Below are 16,132 nucleotides of genomic sequence, written 5' to 3'. Positions count from 1 at the left end.
CCAGTCACCTCTATCCACTCTTCTTCAATGAACCTTCTTTTTCCTCTTGTTTCATAACGGTTCCTAATTCTTTTTTTGTAAATACACGTAATTTCAAAATAAAAAACATATATGTCAATCCGCCGATGGCTACACCTAACAACGCTTCAAGCGTCGCGCTTCCTCTATGTTCCGTATTAATTACTAATCCAGACATATGTAACACACGTGTGAACATCATTAATACAAATCCCATACAAATGCCACTAATTACTATCCCTAACATATTTCGCTTATTGATAAGTGCCCCTGATACAGCTCTCGTAAGCAACAAACTATTTAGTCCAGAGATTATAATTAACGCACATAAAGTCGCAAAGGCTGCACCTTTCACACCAAAATAAGGCATGAATATATAATTTAACGCTAACTTTAAGCAACCTCCAAATACAACAAATAATGCTGGCTTAAACGTTTGCCCTAATCCTTGTAAAATAGAAGCTGTCGTAATTGACAATGAACTAAATAAAATAGATAACGATAAAATAGATAAAACATCTGATCCATCACTGTTTTCAAACAACATAATATTGGTAGGTTGAATAATACAAGTTAGTCCAATAGCTGCTGCAAGTCCAATAACAAATGTTATTTTCATTGCTAACTTTACCTTTTCTTGAATAAAGGAAAGATCTCCTCTTTCCTTCGCCGCTGTAATAATCGGAATAAGTGACAACGAGAAAGAAGTCGTCACAACAGTACCTAATTGCATTAGCGGAATACTTCTATCATAAACACCCTTTAATACCTTTGCATTTTCAGCCTGTTCTCCAGCACCAATAAGTAAGCTGTAAAAGGACACTGAATCAGCCATCTGTATAAAAATAAGCACTAAATTACTAACACAAATCGCTAACCCCTGCCAAAAAAGGATTTTAACTATCTTCCTTTTACCCTTAATTCTCGCTGCACTTTTGAAAAATATAGAACGAAAATCTTGACGCATATACAATATAAGTACAATAATCCCAATAAGTCCACCCGCAATTGAGCCTAACATAGCCCCTGCACCAACTGTATATAAATCAAATCCGTGAGCAATTAGGAATAGCGATAAAAATACAATAATAGAAACTCGAATTGTTTGTTCTATTACTTGCGAAACAGCCGTTGGCATCATATTATTAAATCCTTGAAAATACCCTCTTGCTACAGACAAAAATGGCATCAATAAGAATGAAAATGAAATAACACGTAGTAACTTATCTAAGTGTATATCGCCCATAGCTACCGCAATTGTTTCAGCCCCAAAAAACAATGTAAAGAAGCCTATAAAACCAATTCCTAATAAGAACCAAAAAGATACACAAATAATTTCTTCTGCTTCTTTTTGTTTTCCCCGCTCTAGTCGTTCTGCAACCATTTTCGAAATGATAACAGGAAATCCATAAGTAGCTAAAATTAAACAAAATCCATAAAACGGGTAAATTTGTTGGTAAATATAAAACCCAATATCCCCCGCTATATTTTGATATGGAATACGGTAAAAAGCGCTTAATACTTTTGTAACAAAACTTGCAATCGTTAATATAATAGCCCCACGCCAAAAGGCTTGATACTTCTTCGCTTCCATACAAGAAAACTCCTTTTTCTATTCTCACCTCTCGTATTATATCATAAAGAAAAGAACAAACTCCCTTACCAACACGGGTAATAATGAGTTCCTACACGTTAAAAATATTCAACGAAAAAAGGTAGCAAAGTGCTACCTTCATTCAATATACATATATCTCCAAATAATTGATTTCTCAAAAAGAAAGATCATAATTAGGAAAGATTGCTACTTCTAAAATCAATATACCCTTACTGTTCCATTTGTTTCGCTAAGAAACTGGCAGCAGTATTAACCGCTTTATGCTCGATCTCGCTTATAATAGCTTCTTTTGAAAAAATAATGACGGCTCCAATCGGATCTCCGTTTGCAACAATTGGTCCAACTGTATAAGAATGAACCTTTTCTGTTACACCATCAATAATGGAAATATCACTTTCATCCGTCATAATAACAGACTTTCGTTCTTCCATCGTTTTTTCAATTAAATCGCCAACACTTTTATTTAAGTATTCTTTTTTCGATACGCCTGATACTGCGATGATAGAATCTCGATCACACACAAGCACATTATGTCCTAAGCTGTCATATAAAGCATCAGCATATTCTTTTGCAAAATCACCTAGCTCACTAATTGGAGAATACTTCTTTAAAATTACCTCTCCATCGCGATCAACAAATATTTCTAGTGGGTCTCCTTCTCGAATACGTAAAGTTCTACGAATTTCCTTCGGGATTACGACCCTGCCTAAATCATCAATTCGACGTACGATTCCAGTTGCTTTCATTCTAATGCTGCCTCACTTTCTACTGATGATCAAAGTGGTGAATTTACCTGTTCATGTAAAAATCACCAACTGTTAGATATAGTATTTTACACATTAGTTCTTCTATGCACGTCGAATTGTATTTTTTTATCTTATTTTAGGCATTTATTACTTCTTTTTTTACATCTGGTAAGCCTTTTAATAAATTTTCAGCAATTGTTAACCACTTCGATGTCTCTAAGCCATTTGTTTTCATAACAATTTTCAATTGTGATCCTTCCATTCCTAAACCGATCATACGTCCAAAACTATTTCCGAGCATGAATAATTTTCCACCATCAATATTTTGACTTGCTTGTTCAGAAAACAGAAATGTTACTTCAAATTTATTCTGCTTAATTAATTCAATTTGTTCTTTCATTGCCAACACTTTAATATTTGCAATTTGTAATAAATAACCAACTTCTTGTGGATAATCGCCAAATCTGTCGATCATTTCTTCCTGCAATTCTTCAATATCCTCAATTGCAGAAACACCTCTAAATTGTTTATACATCATAATTTTTTGCTTACTATCTGAAATATAAGCATCTGGTAAGTATGCATCTACCTCTAAGTCAATTTCAACATTAACTATATTTTCAGCCCCATCTGTTCCTCTACGCTGTTCAATTGCATCTTTTAACATTTGAGAATATAGATCAAATCCGACAGAATCAATAAATCCATGCTGTTCTGCCCCTAACAAATTACCTGCTCCACGAATAGATAAATCTCTCATCGCAATTTTGAAACCAGATCCAAGTTCCGTGAACTCTTTAATTGCTTGTAGACGCTTCTCTGCAACCTCTGACAGCACTTTGTCACGTTTATATGCAAAGTATGCATATGCAACACGATTAGAACGTCCAACACGCCCACGAAGCTGATACAACTGTGATAATCCCATACGATCTGCATCAAATACAATTAACGTATTTACATTCGGAATATCTACACCCGTCTCAATAATTGTTGTACTTACAAGAACATCATGCTGTCCTTCTAAAAATGATAGCATAACAGACTCTAATTCGCTTTCGTTCATTTTCCCATGTGCGTACGTTACGCGGGCATCTGGAACTAACATCGAAATTTCATCTGCTTTTCTTTCAATATCCTCTACACGGTTATATAGGAAGTAAACTTGACCACCTCTTGCAAGCTCTCGCTCTATCGCCTCTCGCATTAACGCTGGATTATACTCGACTACATACGTTTGGACTGGGAAACGATTTTCTGGTGGTGTCTCAATAACAGATAAGTCGCGCACACCAAGCATAGACATATGAAGCGTCCGCGGAATCGGAGTTGCCGTTAATGTTAATACGTCAACATTCGCCTTCAATTGTTTAATTTTTTCTTTATGTGTTACACCAAATCTTTGTTCTTCATCAATAATAAGAAGCCCTAAATCTTTATACGTAACATCTTTAGATAAAATACGATGTGTTCCGATTACAATATCTACTGTTCCATCCTTTAAGCCCTTAATTGTTTCATTTTGTTGTTTTCTCGTACGGAATCTACTTAATAAGCCTATATTGATCGGATAATCTTGAAAACGCTCTCGAATTGTTTCATAGTGTTGCTGCGCAAGAATCGTTGTCGGTACTAAAATTGCAACTTGTTTTTCATCCATAATTGCTTTAAATGCCGCACGAATAGCCACTTCAGTCTTTCCATACCCTACGTCACCACAAAGGAGCCTATCCATCGGGCGTCCGCGTTCCATATCTTTTTTAATCTCGTCAATAGAACGTAACTGATCCTCTGTCTCTTGATACGGGAAAGATGATTCGAACTCTTGTTGTTCTGCCGTATCTGGCGTATATGCATAGCCTTTTGAAGCTTCGCGCTCAGCATATAGTTTAATTAGGTCATCCGCAATGTCTTGTACAGATTTTTCAACTTTCGTTTTAACCTTCTTCCAATCATTACCACCTAATTTATAAACTTTCGGATCCTTACCTTCAGATCCTACATATTTTTGAACTTGATCAATTTGTTCAATTGGAACGTATAGCTTATCATTACCTTGATATTTAATATTTAAATAATCTTTATGAACACCATTAATCTCTAATGTCTCAATACCTAAAAATTTACCTATACCATGATTTACGTGAACTACATAATCTCCAACTTTTAATTCTGAATAACTTTTAATACGTTCAGCATTCGATAACTTTTGTTTACGTTGTGATTTTTTAACTTTCTTATGAAAAAGCTCCTTTTCAGTAATGACAACAAGCTTTTGCATCGGCATTTCAAATCCTGCATGTAAATCACCTACAGCAATCTGTAACCTTCCAGGCAATAAAATATCTGTACCTTCTACAATATCTGCCTCAATATCATAATCACTTAAAATATGTTGTAATTTTTTCACACGTTCATCATCTGTTCCAAGTACAACAGTCGTAAAATGCCCTTCATTCCATCTATCAATTTCTGTTTTTAACAAATTCATCTGTCCATGGAAATCTTGCATTGTTTTACATGTTACATTAACAATATTTTGCGGATGTGTGTGTGCGATATGACGCAAGAATAACGTTAAATATACAAAACTTCTTTTTTTATGATGAAGAAACCCCTCGAATGGGTGAGAGAAAGATAAATCTTGAATAATTGTTCCTTCACCAAGAAGTGATATATACCATTCCGCCTCTTCTGTTTCAAGATGTGATGCTGTCTCTTGAACACGGGAAATCTCATCTAAAATTACAACACCATCTTCTGGTAAATAATCTATCAGACTAGCAGGTTCTTTATAGAAAATAGATAAGTATTTAAACATCTGTTCTATACTTTGCCCGTTTTTCAACATCTCAATTTCATGACTTACCGTCTCAAGCACTTTAGTCTTTAGTTTATCATCAGAAAGTTTTTGCATCGTCTTAGTCAAGCCTTCTTCAAGATGCTGAATTCCTGATTTTAATTCTTCCTGTGAAAATAAAAACTCTGTTGCCGGACCAAACCTAACGCTTTCTTTTTTACCTTGAGAACGCTGTTCATCCACATCAAATAATCGAATAGAATCGACTTCTGTATCAAAGAATTCAATACGAAATGGTAGTTCTTCAGTTAAAGGATAAATATCTAATATTCCCCCACGCAAACTGAACTCCCCTGGAGCTTCTACCATCGACTTACGTTCATAGCCAATATGATGTAAAGTATGCAAGAGCGCATCTAAATCAATCTCTTGCCCTAGATTGATTTCAACTTGCTTTTGCTTCCACAATTCTTTTATTGGTAAAAATCTACGCAATCCTGCCACTGGCGCTACAATGATTCCATTCTCTCCCGCAGCCAAGCGATTTAACACTTCTATACGTTGCGCCTTCAATTCTGGACTTGCAACTCCAATTTCCGATGCTATCAGTTCATTCACTGGATATAACCACACATCTTTTTCACCAAGTAACGCCACTAAATCTTCATGTACTTTTTGTGCTTGGTATAAGTTATGTGTCACGATTAATTGTGATTTTTTTGTTTTTTTATATAAAGCCGCCATTAATAATGAACGAGAAGACGTTGCCATCCCTGATATAAGTTGTTCTTTTAACCCATCTTCTAACCCATTAATAACCGATTGTATCTCTTCATTTTTATAAAATTGCTCTAATAAACCTATCATTTTTAAAACTCCTCTCAACATAAAGAGCAAGTCATTCTATTTTATGCAAATATTTTGGAAAAGGAAAACAGAAAAATGCTTTGGACATGCCAAAGCGACAACATTTTATTGCAGAAATTTTTCATACTCATAATACTCAGGATAAGATGCGAGCGTTTCTTGACACGATTCACAAATCGTTTTTATATATATATTTCCATTCTCATGAAAATGAATCATTTCTACTACTTCTTGCTCCGTTAGTTGAAATAAAACGTCGCTATATACTTTTTCTGCGTTAATGGAGCCTACATTACCTCCGCAGTGTCTGCAATAATAATACCCTTCCATACTAGCCTCCTAAAAATTCAATTACTACTAGTATGGGTAAAACAAAAGAGAAATATTCCCAATCTCATTTTTAACTATTGAAAGTATTCATGATTTGAAGAAAAGGCTTATTTAGCCACTCTTCACATGCATCCGCTGCTTTTTCAATAGAATGGTTAACATCCGGAATCTCTTCAGATGTAAAGCGTCCCAATACATAATCGACTACCTTCATTCCATTTTTCGGGCGATCAATTCCCATACGGATACGTTGAAATTCTTGTGTTCCTAAGTGCGAAATCGTTGACTTTACACCATTATGTCCACCGGCACTACCTTTCATGCGAAGACGCAATTTACCTACAGGAATGTCTAAATCGTCGTACATAACAACGAAGTCCTCAACATCAATTTTATAATAATCCATGAGTGGACGAATACTTTCCCCAGATAAATTCATGTATGTTAGCGGCTTTAATAAGATTACCTTTTCTCCATTAACAAACCCTGCACCAAATACACCTTTAAATTTTTGTTCATTCAAAGAAATGTTCCAACGCTTCGCAAGTTCATCAATGGCCATAAATCCAATATTATGCCTTGTTAATTCATATTCTCTACCTGGGTTCCCAAGTCCTACTATCAATTTCATTCTTGTACCACTACTTTCTTTTTTCGATACGAAAAGACGTAACCAATTTTGGTTACGTCTCATTCTATCCAATTAATTGAATAATACACTCACGGATTCTTCTTCGTATACACGAATGATTGCTTCTCCGATTAATGGAGCAACTGAAAGTTCATGTACTTTGTCGATTTTCTTCTCTTCTGGTAATACAATAGAGTTCGTTACAACTAACTCTTTAATGTTTGAATTTTGAATACGCTCAATTGCTGGACCAGATAATACTGGGTGTGTACAGCAAGCATATACTTCAGAAGCACCGTTCTCAACAAGAGCGTTTGCTGCTAATGTAATTGTACCAGCTGTATCAATGATGTCATCAATTAAAATCGCTGTTTTGCCTTCAATATTACCGATAATGTTCATTACCTCTGAAACGTTCGGGCGAGGACGACGCTTATCAATAATAGCGATTGGCGCTTTTAGACGATCTGCCATTTTTCTTGCACGAGTTACACCACCATGATCAGGAGACACGATTACGATATCTTTAAGACCTTTTGTTTCAAAGTAATCAGAAAGAATCGGTACACCCATTAAGTGGTCGATTGGGATATCAAAGAACCCTTGAATTTGTGGAGCATGTAAATCTAGAGTGATTACACGAGTTGCACCTGCTGTTTCAAGCAAGTTTGCTACAAGTTTCGATGTAATTGGTTCACGAGAACGCGCTTTACGGTCTTGACGCGCATAACCATAGTAAGGAATAACAATATTAATTGTTTTCGCAGATGCACGTTTTAATGCATCGATCATAATAAGTAATTCCATGATATGTTCGTTTACTGGGAAGCTTGTAGATTGAATAATGAATACATCGCAACCACGGATACTTTCTTCAATGTTAATTTGAACTTCTCCATCACTAAAACGATCAACAGAACATTTTCCTAGTCCTACTCCAATATGCTTTGCAATCTGCTCAGCAAGTTCCTTATTAGAGTTTAAAGAGAATACTTTCAAATTAGAATTTAGATATTGAGTCGACATCTAGATTAACCCTCCACATTATTATGATTTTTTCTTATTCAGCAATTGATCAACATAGTCTTCTTTGTTAACTTGACGTGCACGTGCTACCGATAATGCTTTTGATGGAACATTCTCTGTAATTGTAGAGCCTGCCGCCACATAAGCACCATCTTCAACTGTTACTGGAGCAACAAGGTTTGAATTACATCCAATAAATACCCCATTACCAATCACAGTTTTGAATTTATTCTTACCGTCATAGTTCACCGTAATTGAACCACAACCAAGATTCACGTCTTCTCCAACTTGTGCATCCCCGATATAACTCAAGTGTGAAGCTTTACTTCTATTACCAAAGACAGTTTTTTTGATTTCCACGAAGTTTCCAACGCGTACTTCGTCTCCAATAACTGAATCTGGGCGAATATGTGCAAATGGACCAACCGATACTTCCGTACCAAGCTTACTATCATGTACAGTAGATTGTCGAATTGTCGTACGATCTCCAATTTCACTATCGCGAATTACTGTATGCGGTCCAATTTCACAATCAGAACCAATTACAGTGTTCCCCTCAATAATTGTTCCTGGATGAAGAACTGTATCGCTACCGATAATTGCATCAGCAGAAATATAAGTGTTACTTGGATCAATAATTGTAACACCATTTACCATGTTCTTTCGGTTGATACGGTTTTTCATAATAATTTCCGCTTGCGATAGAGCGACTCTGTCGTTAACACCTAACGTTTCATCGAACTGCTCTGTTTGATAAGCTGATACGATATGACCTTCATTTTTTAAAATCTCAATAACATCTGGAAGGTAATATTCACCTTGCACGTTATCATTTGAAACTTTAGAAAGTGAAGCAAATAAAGCCTTATTATCAAAACAATACGTACCTGTATTGATTTCTTTAATAGCTAATTCTTTCTCATTTGCATCTTTATGCTCAACAATCTTTTCAACATGACCATTCTCATTACGAACAATACGGCCATATCCAGCAGGCTCTTCTATGTATGCTGTTAGCACCGTCGCCATTGCTCCTGCTTCTTTATGTTGCTGAAGTAATGCTTCCATTGTTTCAGCAGTTATTAGAGGCGTATCACCACAAATAACTAAAGTTGTTCCTTCTTCATTTGCAAGTACACTTGCAGCTTGATCTACAGCATGTGCTGTACCAAGTTGTTCTGCTTGTAATGCAAATTCACTTACGTTCCCTAGCTGTTCTTGTACCATTTCAGCACCATGTCCAACAACCGTTACAAGTTTCTGCAATCCTAATTGAGATACTTGATCGACTACGTGTTGTACCATAGGTTTTCCACATACAGGATGCAGCACTTTGTATAGCTTTGACTTCATACGTGTGCCTTTACCTGCAGCTAGAATCACTGCAAATCTGTTTGACATATAGACCCTCCATCGCAACCTATTTATCCATTAAAGATATTATCCTAAATCATCATATATTTCAAGAAACACATTTTAACTATTAAATTTTACCATAATTCTTATAAGATGTTTTACTCTTTAGTATCTTTTTTAAGAAATAAGCTATACTATTTAAAATGATTTTGAAAAAATTAGTAGTTTCTTCTTTTTATGTTAATAAATTATGAAGTTTCCAAATATAAAACAAAAAAAACAAACCCCTGTAAATGCTTACAGGAGTTTGCTACAAAATTATAAGGCTTTTTGTCAAAAGCCCTTTTCATTCGAATTTTACGAAGCACCTGCTTCTTCAAACTCAACCTCTTCTAACTCGCCTAAACGATGATACTCTGTTAAAACCGCATCTTGAATTTTAGAGCGTGTACCAGAATTAATTGGATGTGCAATGTCACGGAACTCTCCATCTGGAGTACGTTTACTTGGCATTGCTACAAATAATCCATTATTACCATCAATTACACGAATATCATGAACAACAAATTCATGGTCTAGAGTAATAGAGGCAATTGCTCTCATGCGGCCTTCTGTGTTTACGCGGCGTAATCTTACGTCAGTCACTTCCATCTTGTGTTCACCACCCTTTTCTAAATAAGCGATATATTTGTATAAATTCCACAAATTTTCTATTTTCCCTTTAATTTTTTAAAAATTTTTAAGATAAAAATTTTTAAAGTAGTTGAATATAGAGATTAGTGGAGGTTATCGCTTACAAAAGGTTACTTAACTAGGGCGATTACTTCAATTTCAACGGAAACATCTTTCGGTAATTTTGCTACTTGCACACAAGATCGAGCTGGTTTATGAGTAGAGAAATAAGAGCTATACACTTCATTCACAGCATTAAAATCATCCATGTCCTTTAAAAATACTGTTGTTTTTACGACTGTATCAAATGAAGCACCTGCTTCCTCTAATACCGCTTGTAAATTTTGAAATACTTGTTCTGTTTGTGCTGTTACATCTCCTGTTACAAGCTCCCCATTTGCCGTCAATGGAATTTGTCCTGAGCTATAGAACATGTTATTTACAATAATCCCCTGTGAATAAGGTCCAATTGCTTGTGGTGCCTTGCTTGTTTGAACAACTTTCATACTTTTCACCCTTTTATTATTTATTTTACTCTTTAAAAATAGTGTACGAAAGGCAGTTTGTCCATCTATTTTATAATCTATAAATAAAATAAAAAAAGATAGAGCTATCTGCTCTATCTTTTATTCCGCCTCTACAAGCCCTTCATCAAATGGTGCAAGAGAATAATTCCCTTTTTCCACTTGAATCGTTTTTTCTTTCACATCAACTTCCGATAGACGAATTAATGATACAAAATTATTAATTAGTCGTTCTTCAATATCTGTGGATTCTACTAATACACCAATACCAACAACATTAGCCTTGAACTCTTCTAACATACTCATCATACCTTGAATTGTTCCGCCAGCTTTCATGAAGTCATCAATAATTAAAACATTCGACCCTTCTGGAAGACTGCGTTTTGCTAACGTCATTGTTTGAATTCGTTTAGAAGAACCCGACACATAGTTAATACTAACAGTCGGACCTTCTGTTACCTTATTATCTTTTCTTGCAATTACAACTGGTACATCTAAGTAATTTGCCACTGCATAAGCAAGTGGAATCCCCTTCGTTGCCACCGTCATAACTGCATCAATTGGTTGCCTAGCAAAAACAGAAGCAAACAAACGACCTGCGCCATTAATATGGCGAGGATTACTCAATAAATCTGTCATGTATAAGTAACCACCAGGCAAAATACGATCTGGGTTTTCAAATAAGCCACAAAGCTCATCAATAATTAGATCTGCCTCTTCTTCACTTATATACGGTATATATTTCACTCCTCCTGCTGCTCCTGGTATCGTTTGCAATGTGCCGACCCCTTGTTGTTCAAACGTTTGCTTAATAATAACTAAATCTTCACTAATGGAAGACTTAGCCGATTGATACCTTTCAGCAAAAAAAGTGAGAGATACTAGCTGACGAGGGTTTTGTAGCAAGTAATAAGTCATATCGACTAATCTTGTACTTCTTCTAATTTTCATACTCTCACCTCAAATCACGAATATTCTAAACAAATCATAACGTATTATACGTCTTTATTCAAGCGTTTCTCGCTCTCCTAATAAACGTACCGCATAGACTTGTTCACAAAATCCTTTTAATCCGTTATAAATGCGATGCATTCGTGAATCATGGTGTACAAGTCCAAATACAGTTGGACCACTTCCACTCATTAATACAGCATCCGCTCCAAATCGCTTCATCTGTGATTTAATACGGGCAACTTCAGGATGCATTCCAAATGTTACATCTTCTAAAACGTTACCAACAGTATCACAAATTCCTTTATAATCACCAGAATTTATGACATCAACCATTTTATCTACATTTGGATGTGTAACTCGATTTAACTTTAAATTTCCATACACATCAGCAGTAGATACACCTATATGTGGTTTCGCTAAAATAACCCAACAAGAAGGCGGAGTCTTTATATGCTCAATTTTCTCTCCTCTTCCAGTGGCAATTGCTGTGCCGCCGTATACACAGAACGATACATCTGATCCAATTTCTGCGCCAAGCTCTGCTAACTCATCAATTGTAAGCCCTAAATTCCATAATTTATTAAGACCACGTAATGTCGCTGCTGCATCACTACTTCCACCTGCTAATCCAGCTGCTACTGGAATCGTTTTTTCAATAGTAATAGATACACCTTTTTTTACATTAAACTTCTCTTTTAATAATTTCGCTGCCTGATAAGCTAAATTTCGTTGGTCGTCTGGGACATACCGATTATGGGATAAAATTTCAATACGGTCTTCTGCTAATTCCGTTAGTTCTAGACGATCTGCTAAATCAATGGTTGTCATAATCATTTTCACTTCATGATATCCGTCTTGTCTTTTTCCCAGTACATCTAACGACAGATTAATCTTTGCTGGTGCTTTCACTAGTAGCTTCAATCTATTCACCCACTCTATGTACTCAATCTTTTATCGTTTATTTTACCATAAATTTATAGTAAGACGATGACACTTCCCTAATTATAACGAAAAGCATTCAGAATGAAACTACTTATGTAAAATGATGGCACCTTTTAGAGTACAAAAAGCCGAGGAATGTCTCCTCGGCTACCGTAGCATAGAAAGTATCTTACAACTACTGGTTTCGTTTCATTAATTGCTGTTCTGCAATTTCTATAGCACGTTTCACCATGTTACCAGCATCTTTCGCACGAATTCCGCCCCATCCTTCTTTCTGAACAACATCATAAAAGCCAAGCTCTTTTGCTAGCTCTTCTTTAAATTGGTTTGACATGACACCTCTTCGTCTACTCAATGCAGAGTCCCTCCTTATTTTGCTACGGTATAGTTAGTATGCAAAATAATATAGCTTTTCATTTCTGGGAATATATGTAATGATATACGGATTATAAAATGACCTCATTATGAGGGTCTCCATAAAATGTTAACTCTACTGTCTCTGTTAAAACATCTGCATAACTATAAGATACACGTTGCAACGCATCTTCTTGTTGATCCAATTGTACAACAAAAACGGAACGGTATGTTTCTGCTAGTACACCTGATTGCTCCACAGTTTTTCTTCTTCCACTATTTGCTTTTAACATAAGTCGCTGTCCAAGATGGTGATCTAATTCGCTTTTAATTTCATCTAAACGTTTTGACATATACTTCGCTACACCTCGCTGTAATTTAGATTGAACACTTAAAGCACGATATATCTATCCTAATTATTAACCGCGATTCACAGCTAATATCATCCTGCGTTTGAATAGATAGAAGAAATACTATATTGTAAAAGTATCATTACGTAGTCTGTACGTTCTTGCCTCTTTTTATCCAAATTCATTTAAATCCTTCCATACAAAAAAGCAAGATACATATGTACCCTGCTTACTCTTCATAATGTTGAAAAGGTAATCCCGTTCGTAAAATCCCTCTCGTTTCAATTCCACCTAGTCCCTTTTCACCAGTAATTGTATTACGTACGACATCCCATACATTGACTCTCTCCATAAATGAAGTAAAACTAATTTTACCAACTACATATACAGGATCTAGTGCATGAATATTAATTCTAGATGGTGAACTAGCGAAATTGGCCCCTGCACGAATTAGTGCCTCAAAATGTGATTGACATGCCCCAGCAAAAATAACAAGTTGATCCAATGATGGATATTTTTTTCGCACTTCACGAACAGCCTGTACAAAATGCCTTGAATGCCTATATGCCGCTAAATCTCCCTTCACTCCTTTTGATTTTGTATATGCATCATGCCCTGTAATAACGAGAATGTCTGGGCGAAAGTGATCTATTAAGTCTACTACTTTTTCATGCATCTCCGTTTCTTTACAATGAATACCTTGAACAGGAACGCCAATTTTATTATATAAATCTAAGCACTTGCGCAAATATAAAGGGTCTCCATCTATATGCAATACACGTCCCGGCATTTGAAAATAATTCACCTCACTTGTATATCCACCAGTTGAAGTATGTTCATGCCTTTGTTTCATCAGCACATAATCTTGTTGAAACAAACGGTACGTGCGCTCCATTGTTTCTTTCTCACGCTTCACCCTTTTTTTATGTTCTCTTTGATCTATACTAATTAAATCTTCAAGTGGCGCATCCGCCACCAGTCTAATTTCCTCTCCAAACAATATAGCTATCTCGCCTTTTATTTCTATAATACGAAAAAGAATATCCCTCTTATGAGAATATCGTTCCACTAATTCTCCAACATGTAAAACCATTCTCCTACCTCCAAACTCATTAGGCCATCTTACCTGTTTTTAAAGTATGAATTTAGAGAGAGAAAGGTGACAAAAGGGACAGTTCAACTTGAACTGTCCCTTTCATATTCTTATGATAATTTATGAAGAACTAATGCATTACTTAATGTTGCAAACTCTTCAATAGATAGCGTTTCGCCTCTTCGCTTTGGATCAATTCCTACTTCTGTTAAAATTCGATCCAATAACTCCTTATCTTTCGGGAAACCATTTAAATTATTTGATAAATTATTCATTAAAGTTTTACGGCGCTGTGCGAAACTTGCTCGTACTACTTCAAAGAAGAACGTTTCATCTTTCACCTCTACAACCGGTTTAGGACGCTTTAGAAGGCGGATAATTGCAGAATCAACATTTGGCTGTGGTACAAACACTGTACGCGGTACAGTCATAACTGTTTCAACCTCTGTATAATACTGAATGGCAATCGATAAAGAACCATACTCTTTCGTTCCAGGTTTAGCAGCTAAACGATCTCCAACTTCTTTTTGCATCATAACAACAAATCCACGAACTGGTAACTTTTCTTCAAGCAATTTAAATAAAATTGGCGTTGTAATATAGTATGGTAAGTTAGCTACTACCATTACATCTTGTCCTTCTTCAAATTGCTCATTAAATACTTCATGTACATCTGCTTTTAGTACGTCTTTATTAATAACTGTAACGTTACCATATGGCGCTAACGTCTCATCTAAAATTGGTAATAGTCTTTGATCAATTTCAAAAGCCACTACTTTTTTAGCACGCTTCGCTAATTGCTCTGTTAATGCACCAATACCTGGTCCAATTTCAATTGCACCACTTTCTGAACCAATTTCTGCATGATCGACAATACGATTTAATACATTTGTATCAATTAAAAAGTTTTGTCCTAAACTTTTTTTGAATGAAAATCCATACTTTTCAACAATGTCTTTTGTACGATTTGGCGTTGCGATATCCTTCATTTTTTTTCCTCCTGTATTACTTGCTTATAAGCTTCTGCAAATGATTCCTTTGAAACTTGAAACATCTGTAATCGTTTATGTAACTGTTTTGCATTTGTATAACCAATCTTTAATAGCTTACCCATTCTTTCTCTGCGGCTCTTTGCCATTTCTCCGCCCACTAAGCCTGCATCGACTAAATCGCTCCAACTAATTTCACTTGTGTAAGCTTCCATTTCTTCATGTATATTCTCTAGAGCACGGCGAATCGACTCATTAGAAGCATGTTCAATCCCGACACCCTTTTTCCTTTTAGCAAGCGCTTCTTCCTTCGGTAAAAAGGCATGCTTACAGCCAGGAACCTTGTCAGAAATAATTTTTCGAATACGCTCTCCAGGATAATCCGGATCTGTAAAAATAATAACGCCCCTTTTTTGTTGCGCTAATTTAACTTGCTCAATAACATGATCACCGATTGCTGAACCGTTCGTTTCAATTGTATCCGCATCAACAGCACGCTTAATCGCAACTGTATCATCTTTACCTTCTACAACGATAATCTCTTTTATTTTCATGCTTGCCTCCACACTCATTTCGTCTCTACTTAGTAAAACAAAAAAATGACGACTTTTCCATTATTATTTTCCCCATTCTTATATTTTAAAAAATAGAATAGAAAAATCTTTGTTCTCTGTCCTTATTGTAACACTTCATCATTCACATTTATTTTCTTCATCACTTCTACTAGTTTTTCTCAAAATAAAAAAGAACAGGTTTGGTCATCTCCCTGTCAAGTAGACAGTAATAAAAAGAGTATTATGCCACGGCCTTTTCCCGATATTCTATCGGGGAAAGGCCGTGAAGTTTTTCTTGGAATCTTTCTGTA

The 16,132-nt window shown here is 35.7% G+C and carries 17 protein-coding genes; all 17 read right to left on the bottom strand.

Annotated elements, in window-relative coordinates; translation table 11 throughout:
• Positions 1-10: 10 nt before the first annotated feature.
• Positions 11-1,612 carry a putative polysaccharide biosynthesis protein gene (locus MR143_RS30695; RefSeq protein ID WP_000387584.1) on the bottom strand — a complete coding sequence of 534 codons (1,602 nt, stop codon included), beginning with the start codon at positions 1,610-1,612 and terminating at the stop codon, positions 11-13.
• Positions 1,613-1,842: 230 nt separating this feature from the next.
• Positions 1,843-2,379, bottom strand: coding sequence for a stage V sporulation protein T (spoVT, locus tag MR143_RS30690; protein ID WP_000648302.1), 537 nt, complete (start codon positions 2,377-2,379; stop codon positions 1,843-1,845).
• A 136-nt stretch (positions 2,380-2,515) separates the two neighbouring features.
• On the bottom strand, positions 2,516-6,046 hold the full coding sequence (mfd, locus tag MR143_RS30685; RefSeq protein ID WP_242281241.1) for a transcription-repair coupling factor: 3,531 nt from the start codon (positions 6,044-6,046) through the stop codon (positions 2,516-2,518).
• Between the two features lie 105 nt (positions 6,047-6,151).
• Entirely contained in the window at positions 6,152-6,376 is a 225-nt protein-coding gene (locus tag MR143_RS30680; protein WP_000399438.1) for an anti-sigma-F factor Fin family protein, read from the bottom strand.
• Between the two features lie 70 nt (positions 6,377-6,446).
• A complete protein-coding gene (gene pth / locus MR143_RS30675; protein ID WP_000767702.1) occupies positions 6,447-7,007 on the bottom strand; it encodes an aminoacyl-tRNA hydrolase in 561 nt (186 codons plus the stop codon).
• 72 nt (positions 7,008-7,079) lie between these two features.
• Entirely contained in the window at positions 7,080-8,033 is a 954-nt protein-coding gene (locus tag MR143_RS30670; protein ID WP_000107420.1) for a ribose-phosphate diphosphokinase, read from the bottom strand.
• A 21-nt stretch (positions 8,034-8,054) separates the two neighbouring features.
• Positions 8,055-9,434, bottom strand: coding sequence for a bifunctional UDP-N-acetylglucosamine diphosphorylase/glucosamine-1-phosphate N-acetyltransferase GlmU (gene glmU / locus MR143_RS30665; protein WP_000071039.1), 1,380 nt, complete (start codon positions 9,432-9,434; stop codon positions 8,055-8,057).
• A gap of 312 nt (positions 9,435-9,746) precedes the next feature.
• Positions 9,747-10,040, bottom strand: coding sequence for a septation regulator SpoVG (gene spoVG / locus MR143_RS30660; RefSeq protein WP_000454041.1), 294 nt, complete (start codon positions 10,038-10,040; stop codon positions 9,747-9,749).
• A 152-nt stretch (positions 10,041-10,192) separates the two neighbouring features.
• Positions 10,193-10,567: a RidA family protein gene (locus MR143_RS30655; RefSeq protein WP_000869814.1), complete on the bottom strand. Its 375-nt coding sequence runs from the start codon at positions 10,565-10,567 to the stop codon at positions 10,193-10,195.
• Positions 10,568-10,687: 120 nt separating this feature from the next.
• Entirely contained in the window at positions 10,688-11,536 is an 849-nt protein-coding gene (gene purR / locus MR143_RS30650) for a pur operon repressor (RefSeq protein ID WP_000702466.1), read from the bottom strand.
• 54 nt (positions 11,537-11,590) lie between these two features.
• Complete coding sequence (ispE, locus tag MR143_RS30645; RefSeq protein WP_000772104.1) at positions 11,591-12,460, bottom strand: 4-(cytidine 5'-diphospho)-2-C-methyl-D-erythritol kinase; 870 nt, start codon at positions 12,458-12,460, stop codon at positions 11,591-11,593.
• A 196-nt stretch (positions 12,461-12,656) separates the two neighbouring features.
• A complete protein-coding gene (gene sspF / locus MR143_RS30640) occupies positions 12,657-12,836 on the bottom strand; it encodes an acid-soluble spore protein SspF (RefSeq protein ID WP_002094215.1) in 180 nt (59 codons plus the stop codon).
• Positions 12,837-12,927: 91 nt separating this feature from the next.
• Positions 12,928-13,188 carry a biofilm formation stimulator Veg gene (gene veg / locus MR143_RS30635; RefSeq protein WP_000044347.1) on the bottom strand — a complete coding sequence of 87 codons (261 nt, stop codon included), beginning with the start codon at positions 13,186-13,188 and terminating at the stop codon, positions 12,928-12,930.
• Positions 13,189-13,414: 226 nt separating this feature from the next.
• Complete coding sequence (gene yabG, locus MR143_RS30630; protein WP_000242868.1) at positions 13,415-14,278, bottom strand: sporulation peptidase YabG; 864 nt, start codon at positions 14,276-14,278, stop codon at positions 13,415-13,417.
• Positions 14,279-14,388: 110 nt separating this feature from the next.
• Positions 14,389-15,267 (bottom strand): 16S rRNA (adenine(1518)-N(6)/adenine(1519)-N(6))-dimethyltransferase RsmA, encoded by an 879-nt coding sequence (gene rsmA, locus MR143_RS30625; RefSeq protein WP_000651547.1) that lies wholly within the window; start codon positions 15,265-15,267, stop codon positions 14,389-14,391.
• Positions 15,264-15,821, bottom strand: coding sequence for a ribonuclease M5 (gene rnmV, locus MR143_RS30620; protein WP_000692835.1), 558 nt, complete (start codon positions 15,819-15,821; stop codon positions 15,264-15,266). Before rnmV ends, rsmA begins: the two co-directional genes overlap by 4 nt.
• A gap of 241 nt (positions 15,822-16,062) precedes the next feature.
• Positions 16,063-16,132, bottom strand: a 70-nt coding sequence (locus MR143_RS33620) for an IS3 family transposase (RefSeq protein WP_325782447.1), incomplete at its 5' end; no start/stop codon positions are given.

Origin of the sequence: Bacillus cereus group sp. BfR-BA-01347, from assembly GCF_022663835.1 — a bacterium.
Lineage (GTDB): Bacteria > Bacillota > Bacilli > Bacillales > Bacillaceae_G > Bacillus_A > Bacillus_A thuringiensis_K.
This window is presented reverse-complemented; position numbering and strand designations above follow the sequence as displayed.